Annotated in this window: 8 protein-coding genes; 3 read left to right on the top strand and 5 right to left on the bottom strand. The window is 71.0% G+C overall.

Annotated elements, in window-relative coordinates; genetic code table 11:
* Positions 1 to 359 (bottom strand): NAD-dependent epimerase/dehydratase family protein (locus BHU15_RS36890; RefSeq protein ID WP_141726981.1); only part of this gene is annotated, 359 nt, incomplete at its 3' end.
* Between the two features lie 189 nt (positions 360 to 548).
* Here BHU15_RS36890 and BHU15_RS36885 point away from each other — a divergent pair.
* Positions 549 to 2,063 (top strand): zinc-dependent metalloprotease, encoded by a 1,515-nt coding sequence (locus tag BHU15_RS36885; protein ID WP_069631062.1) that lies wholly within the window; start codon positions 549 to 551, stop codon positions 2,061 to 2,063.
* Positions 2,060 to 2,599, top strand: a complete 540-nt coding sequence (locus tag BHU15_RS36880; RefSeq protein ID WP_069631061.1) for an NUDIX hydrolase — start codon at positions 2,060 to 2,062, stop codon at positions 2,597 to 2,599. Before BHU15_RS36885 ends, BHU15_RS36880 begins: the two co-directional genes overlap by 4 nt.
* Before the next feature lie 117 nt (positions 2,600 to 2,716).
* Here BHU15_RS36880 and BHU15_RS36875 read toward each other — a convergent pair whose 3' ends face one another.
* The 4 genes from BHU15_RS36875 to BHU15_RS36860 form a co-directional block, all read right to left on the bottom strand.
* Complete coding sequence (locus tag BHU15_RS36875; RefSeq protein WP_069631060.1) at positions 2,717 to 3,481, bottom strand: AIM24 family protein; 765 nt, start codon at positions 3,479 to 3,481, stop codon at positions 2,717 to 2,719.
* Positions 3,482 to 3,497: 16 nt separating this feature from the next.
* On the bottom strand, positions 3,498 to 4,178 hold the full coding sequence (locus BHU15_RS36870; protein WP_023538807.1) for an AIM24 family protein: 681 nt from the start codon (positions 4,176 to 4,178) through the stop codon (positions 3,498 to 3,500).
* Positions 4,179 to 4,191: 13 nt separating this feature from the next.
* On the bottom strand, positions 4,192 to 5,808 hold the full coding sequence (locus BHU15_RS36865; RefSeq protein ID WP_069631059.1) for a TerD family protein: 1,617 nt from the start codon (positions 5,806 to 5,808) through the stop codon (positions 4,192 to 4,194).
* A 113-nt stretch (positions 5,809 to 5,921) separates the two neighbouring features.
* Entirely contained in the window at positions 5,922 to 6,545 is a 624-nt protein-coding gene (locus BHU15_RS36860; protein WP_069631058.1) for a M48 metallopeptidase family protein, read from the bottom strand.
* 188 nt (positions 6,546 to 6,733) lie between these two features.
* Between BHU15_RS36860 and BHU15_RS36855 the strand changes: the two genes are divergently transcribed.
* Positions 6,734 to 7,364 (top strand): ThiF family adenylyltransferase (locus tag BHU15_RS36855; protein WP_255293307.1); only part of this gene is annotated, 631 nt, incomplete at its 3' end.

The following is a 7,364-nucleotide window of genomic DNA, read 5'->3' as shown; positions in this document are numbered from 1 at the left end:
GCCGCCGCGGCGGCGGTGAGGACGGTCTGGGTGCCGCGGACGTTGTAGGCCGTACGCGCCGCCGCGTCCCGCTCCAGGTCCAGATCGAGCGCCAGGTGCACCACGACGTCGGCGCCGCGCAGTTTCTCGGCGATGGCCGGATCCCGTACGTCGAGGATGTGCCACTGCGCCTCGCTCACCTCGCCGCGGCGCTCGTCGATGGCGACGACCTGCTTGATCTCGTCCGACGCCGCGAGGCGCCGGGTGAGCAGGTCGCCGACGCCCGAGGCGGCTCCGGTGACCGCGACGACGGGGCCGCGCGGCGGGGTCGGGGTTGAGCGGTTTCGCGCTGCGCGAACCTGTGGATCTGGGGAACTCACCGGGCGTCTCCAGCGGTTGTCTTCAGTACGGACGTGTAGGAAACGTGCGTACCAGGTGGCGTCCATCCTGCCGCAGGCCGAGCGTTGGCGGAGCACCGAGCCCGGATGCGGCCTCGGATGTCTACGCTGGGTGGTGTCGGGCAGTCGCCGTCGGCGGAGAGCCGGCGGCCCAATGAGCCGAGGAAACCCGTGAGTGACACCCCATTCGGATTCGGCCTTCCGCCGGAGGAGCCAGAGGACGGCGACGGCAAGAAGAACGACCCCGCCGGAGGTGGTCAGGGTGCCGGCGGCAGAAGCGGCGGGGGCAACCCGTTCTCGGGCTTCGGCCTGCCGGGCGGTCCGGGCGGTGGCGCGGGCGGGGAGAACCCGTTCGCCGCGATGTTCGGATCGATGAACCCGGGCGACCTGGGCGCCGCGTTCCAGCAGCTCGGCCAGATGCTCAGCTACGAGGGCGGTCCCGTGAACTGGGACATGGCCAAGCAGATCGCCCGCCAGACGGTCGCGCAGGGCACGTCGGACGGCACGAAGGACGCGAGCGTGAGCCCCGGCGAGCGGATCGCCGTCGAGGAGGCCGTGCGGCTGGCCGACGTGTGGCTGGACGCCGTCACGTCGCTGCCCTCGGGCGCCGGATCGACCGTGGCGTGGAGCCGCGCCGAGTGGGTCGAGGCGACCCTTCCGGCATGGCAGCAGCTCGTGGACCCGGTGGCCGAGCGGGTGGGCGCCGCCATGGGCGATGTGCTGCCCGAGGAGATGCAGGCCATGGCCGGGCCGCTGATCGGCATGATGCGCTCCATGGGCGGCGCCATGTTCGGTCAGCAGATCGGGCAGGCCGTGGGCGTGCTGGCGGGCGAGGTGGTCGGTTCGACGGACATCGGGCTGCCGCTGGGTCCGGCCGGGAAGGCCGCGCTGCTCCCGTTGAACATCGCGGCCTTCGGTAAGGACCTGGGCATCCCCCAGGACGAGGTACGGCTGTATCTGGCCCTGCGCGAGGCCGCCCACCAGCGGCTCTTCGCCCATGTGCCGTGGCTGCGGTCGCATCTGTTCGGCGCGGTCGAGGGATACGCGCGCGGCATCAAGGTCGACGCCTCCAAGCTGGAGGACGCCGTCAGCCAGCTCGACCCGTCCAACCCCGAGCAGCTTCAGGAAGCGCTCCAGCAGGGCATGTTCCAGCCGGAGGACACCGCCGAGCAGAAGGCCGCCCTGGCCCGCCTGGAGACGGCGCTCGCGCTGGTCGAGGGCTGGGTCGACGCGGTGGTGCACGAGGCCGCCAGGACCAGGCTGACGTCGGCCGACGCGCTGCGCGAGACGCTGCGCAGGCGCCGCGCGTCGGGTGGCCCGGCCGAGCAGACGTTCGCCACCCTCATCGGCCTTCAGCTGCGCCCCAGGCGCCTGCGGGACGCCTCCCGGCTGTGGGCCTCGCTCACGGACGCGCGGGGCGTGGACGGCCGTGACGGGCTCTGGGGACACCCGGACATGCTGCCGACCGCCTCGGACCTGGACGACCCGGACGGCTTCGTGCACCACGAGCACGCGGACTTCTCCGAGCTGGACAAGATGCTCGGCGAGGCGGCGGGCGGCAGGCCGAAGCTGACGAAGGACCCGGAGCGGGCCGGGGAGCAGGCCCCGGAGAAAGGTCCGGAGACGGGTCCCGAGAAGGCCGGCGACGAGCCTGACGACGAGGGCAAGGACGACGGCGCCAAGTGAGCCTGCACGACGACGCCGTCCGCGTACTGGAGACGTACGACGGCCAGGAAGAGCTGCGCGGTGTCTATCTGGCGCATCTGGCGGCCCGTCCGGACGGGATGTGGAAGTCCTGTGAGGCCGGGCATGTCACGGCGAGCGCGCTGGTGATCGACCCCGGGCGGGGCCGGGTTCTGCTCACCCTCCACAAGAAGCTGGGCATGTGGCTGCAGATGGGCGGCCACTGCGAGCCCGGTGACCCCTCGCTCGCGGCGGCGGCGCTGCGTGAGGCCACGGAGGAGTCCGGAATCCCGGGGCTGACGCTGCTGCCGGGCGGGCCCGTACAGCTCGACCGGCACGCGATCCCGGCGCCCTGTCACTGGCATCTGGATGTCCAGTACGCGGCTCTGGCGCCGGTAGGAGCGGTCGAGGCGATCAGCGAGGAGTCGCTGGACCTGCGCTGGTTCGCGTACGACGAGGTGGCGGCGGTCGCCGACGGGTCGGTCGTACGGCTTCTGGAGCGCACCCGGGCGGCGCTCTCCGCGCGGGTGCCGGGCTGACGGAACCGAGCGGGGGCGGCCTCCGAGGAGACCGCCCCTGAAGGGTCGTTCGCGAACCTGCGGACGGCCGGATCCAGCCGGTGGGCCCGCCCTTCCGTCCGCCTGTCCTTACCGAACTCAGCGCCCGTTGTTCCAGACGTTGTTCTGGTTCTGCGCGTGGGCGCCCTGCTGCCCCACGCCGAACTGCGCACGCGCGCCCTGCCCGATGTCCGCGTTCTGCGGCGGCATGACCTCACTGGGCTGTACGAGCGCGAAGCCCTGGCCGAGGAAGCTCAGCTCCCAGCCCTCGCCCGTGTTGCCGCGTCGGCGACGGACGCCCGAGGAGTGCGTCTGCGCCTGCATCTGCACCCGCAGCGCGGACGACCACGCCACGATCGCGTCGGCGTCCACGTTGACGTACTTGTCGGGCGTCACGTGCATCATCAGCGGCTGCCCGGACGTCATCAGGGCGACCTTGCCCCGGCCCGAGATGTTGAGCTGGTACTTGCCGGAGCCGGAGATGCCGTACTGGCTGTCCACCGCGATGACCTCGGTGTGCAGCGTGGAGTCGAGCGCCAGGACATAGGCGCTGTCGACGGTCATGCCCTCCTGGTCGACGTCCACGACGTGCACGTACTGCGCGAGGTTGGCGAAGTAGACGGTGCCCTGACCCGAGCAGCGCATCAGGTCCAGGCCCTCGCCGGTGTTCGCCCGGGCGCGGCGCTGGCCCTGGGACTGGTACTCACCGTCGAAGTCGATGAGTCCCTGGTAGGCGACCATCGCGCCCTTGCGGGCGAGGACGTCGTCCTGGCCGGTGAGCGCGACCCGCAGCAGCTGCGGGTTCTGCACGACGTAACGATCCTGGGACTGCGTTTCCGCGAGTCCGAAAAGCGGGCTCTGCATGCTGTTCTCCTCCCCCTCAGCCCCGGATCCGAAGGCGGTCGGTGCTGTCCTCGCTCGGTTGTACGACGACGATGCCCTGGCCCGAGAAGGCCATCTGGAAGGCCTCCCCGCTGCCCCGTCCGATCAGGGACGAGGCCTTGAAGCTCCGCTTGCCCTTCACCTTGAGCGCGGGCGACCAGGCCACGAGGGCGTCGGGGTCGACGTACGTCTCGTCCTCGCCACGACCGCAGTCGACGACGATCGGCGTGCCGCGCGAGGTCAGCGCGACCCAGCCGGTGCCGGCGATCGTGACGTTCCACAGGCCCTGGCCGGCGAACTTCGCCAGTCCCTTGACCTTCTCGACGCCCCACTGGAGGTGCGCGTCGAAGGCCAGCAGGTTGGTGCCGTTGACGGAGAGCGAGTCGTTGTTGAGGTTGATGACGACGACGTCGGCGCCGTAGTCGGCCAGGTAGAGCAGGCCGTCACCGGCGCACTTCATGATCGGCGCGCCTTCACCGGTCACCCACTGGCTGGCGATCTGCCGTACGGCGGGCGGGTTGGGTTCGTACTGCACGAAGCCCTCGTACGCGACCATCGAGCCGGTACGCGCGTAGAGGTCCTGCCCACTGGCCATGGCGACCTTGAGCATGGTGCGGCCGTGATTCTCCATCCGGGCCGTGACGGGGGTCGGGGCGAAGCCCGCGAGTTGCTGGTTCATGTGCGGAACTCCCTCAGACCTCGTACGGCTGGACGACGATGAAGTTGCCGGGTGCTCCCCGGAACTGGAGATTCACGGTCTCTCCGCTGTGTCCCGGATACGCGTTGCGGCGCAGCCGGACCTGGCTGGAGAGGATCACCTGGGAGGCGGCCGACCAGGCGACGACGGCGTTGCAGTCGGCGAAGGTCGTGGGCGTGACCGGCAGGACAACCGGGACGCCGTGGGTCTTCACGACGACGGTGCCGGTGCCCTGGAACTGCATCGTGAAGAGGGCTCCGCCGGGGATGCCGTGCCCCTCGATACGGCGGACCTCGTACTGAAGGGACTCGTCGAAGGCGAGCACGTTCTCCGCGGAGACGCAGACGGCGTCGCCCTGGAGCTCGATCGGGTGCAGATGCGAGCCTTCCTCGGCAAGGAAGACCTGGCCGCGGCCGGAGCAGCGCATGAGCTGCATCTCCTGGCCGGTCGCGTTCCCGACGATGCGGCCCGCGAAGCCTGCGCTCTTGTAGCCGAACTCGACCTTGCCCTGGTACATGACCATGCTGCCCTGGCGGGCCAGGACGGGGGTGCCGCCCATGGCGAGGTCGACCCTCATGAGCTGCTGGTTCTGCGGGGTCCAGCGCTGGCCGGTGGCCGCCTCGCGGTACGGCTGGAGGGCGGCCTGGAGCCCGGCGCCGGCCTGCTGGGCCGCTTGCGGCATGCCCTGGGGCTGTCCTCCGAACGGAGGCGGCGTCGGGTGCCCGTACGGCGCGGGCGCGCCGGGCGGCTGTCCCTGACCGGGGAACTGGCCCGGGACCTGGCCCGGCGGCTGGCCGGGGATCTGGCCGAACTGCGGCTGCTGCGGTGCCTGCGGGGCACCGGGCGGCTGCGCGTACGGCGACGGCGCCGAGGGCGGCGTCATCGGCGCGGTGACGGTGGGTGCGCCGTGCACCGGGTGCGGCGCGGGCGCCGAGGCCTGCGGCGGGACGCCGAACGACGGCGGGGGCTGCGGGGCCTGCGGCGCGGCCGGGGCTCCGAAGGCCGGAGCGGGCGCGGGGCCGCCGGGCGGCGGGGCGAACCCCGGCGCGGCTCCACCGGCGGGCGGCTGGGCGGCCGGCTCCTCCTCGGCGACCTCGCCGCCGAAGTTCTTGAGCAGCGCGTCGAGTCCACCGTCGAAGCCCTGGCCGACGGCGGCGAACCGCCACACGTCCTTGAGGTAGAAGTCCCCGAGCATCACCGCGCGTTCGGTACTGAACTCGGAGCCGTTGAACGCGTATCGGACGACTTCCTCGCCGCCCGCGACTATCCGTATGTATCCGGGGCCCACCTGGGACATCTGTCCGGCGCCGTCGATGGTGGCGGTGAAGGAGAGCCGGTGGATGTTCGCGGGAATGCGGTCGAGCGTGACGCGGAAGGATTCGGTGTCCCCCGACTGCGCGCCCAGCAACTGGACGGATTCCTCGGGAGACTTCGGCTGATTGAAGAAGATGAAATACCGGTCGTCCGAAAGCTGTTCATTGGCGTCGAGGCCGAAACAACTGATGTCGAACGTCAAGCCGGGTGCCGCGATCTGCACACCTACGTACAGATCCGTCCCCGGCGTGAGGTCACTGATCTTGGCCTTGTGGCCGCGTTGGAATTCCCTGGCCATGCGTAACGACCGTCCCCCATCCCGAGCTGAACACGTCGCGTCAGGCTAACGGTTGAGTCCGACATCGGGCCAAGTCGGTACACATTCGGTACACGATCACCGAACGGACGCGATCATTCCCCGGGGGCGGTGGGCAGATGGGGCAGCCGTTCGGCGGCGACGACACCTTCGAGGTAACCGCGGGCCCGTTCGGTACGGGGGTACGCGTCCAGCAACTCCCAGAAGCGCGGGCCGTGTCCGGGCACCAGCAGATGGGCGAGTTCATGGACGAGCACGTAGTCGACGACGTACTCGGGCATGCCCTGCAGCCGGTGCGACAGGCGGATGCTGCCCTCGGCCGGGGTGCAGGAGCCCCAGCGGGTGTTCTGGTTCGTGACCCAGCGGACGGACGCGGGGCGGGCCCGGCCGTCGAAGTACTGGGCGGACAGCCTCCTGGCGCGATCCGTGAGATCGCCGTCGTCGAGGATGCGCCTGCTCTCCTGGGCCGCGAGCTTGTCGAGCATCACGGTCACCCAGCGTCGCTCCTCGGCCTCCGACATCCGGGCCGGGATGAGCACGATGGTGCGGTCGCCCTCACGGTAGGCCGAGACGGTCCTGTTGCGGCGGGCGCTCCTGCGGACCTCGACGGCGCTCGTGGCCGGTCCGCGCTGCGGGCGGCCGGTCACGCCGCGCTCTTCGCTTCCGGCGCTGCGCGGTGAGGATTCCCCCGCAACGCGAGGGGAAGGGTCGACGGACACGCTTCGACGTTACCCGCTGTCAGTGGAAGACGTCCCGTCGCGGGGACCATTCGATCTTGATCCACTCCATACACCCGTCATTTGAACGGCTAATTCCCCACGCCTGTGGATAACTCTCCGCAGCTCTCACCAGTTCCCTGCATTCTGGAATCGGATCGCACGACAGGCAGCACGGGGGAGACGGAAATATGCATCCAATGGTGAAGCCCGCGCTGCGCCGGGCTTGGCGGGAGCGGCAGACGGTGCAGTTCGGGATCACACCCGCACACGCGGTGGTGGTGGGCCCGGTCGATACGGCCACGGGCAGCTTTCTCGACCTGCTCGACGGCACGCGGGGACTTCCGCTGCTGCGGGACGAGGCGCGGAGCATGGGGTTGCCTGACGGCAGGGCGGACGCGCTCGTGGACCGGCTCGCGGCGGCGGGACTGCTGGACGACAGCACGGCGGGCGGACGGGCCGCCGAAGCGTTACGGAATCGAAAGGTGGAGCTCGACCGGTTGCGGGCGGATCTGGCGTCCCTGTCCGTCACCCATCGGGAGCCGGGTGCGGCGATGGACCGGCTGGCGGCGCGGCGCACCATGCGTGTCCAGGTGCGCGGGGCGGGTCGGGTCGGTGCGGCCGTCGCCGCCACGCTCTCGGCCTCCGGGGTGGGCAGGGTCGATGTGCTGGACAGCGGGCTCACCCCGGCGTGGGACGTGGCGCCGGGCGGGCTGCCCGTGGAGTCGGTGGGTGAGCGCAGGGACGTGGCGGCCCGGCAGCTGGTGCGGCGCTCGGCCCCCGGCAGATCCGGCAGAGCCGCGGGGGCCGAGCGCCGCACCA

Origin of the sequence: Streptomyces niveus, from assembly GCF_001723055.1 — a bacterium.
Taxonomy (GTDB): domain Bacteria; phylum Actinomycetota; class Actinomycetes; order Streptomycetales; family Streptomycetaceae; genus Streptomyces; species Streptomyces niveus.
The sequence above is the reverse complement of the archived record's forward strand: the minus strand, read 5'-3'. Positions and strand labels throughout refer to the sequence as shown.

Excerpts from the sequence above, each read along its gene's own strand:
- BHU15_RS36875 (WP_069631060.1), bottom strand. The coding sequence starts at position 3,481 with ATGCAGAGCCCGCTTTTCGGACTCGCGGAAACGCAGTCCCAGGATCGT.
- BHU15_RS36870 (WP_023538807.1), bottom strand. The coding sequence starts at position 4,178 with ATGAACCAGCAACTCGCGGGCTTCGCCCCGACCCCCGTCACGGCCCGG.
- BHU15_RS36865 (WP_069631059.1), bottom strand. The coding sequence starts at position 5,808 with ATGGCCAGGGAATTCCAACGCGGCCACAAGGCCAAGATCAGTGACCTC.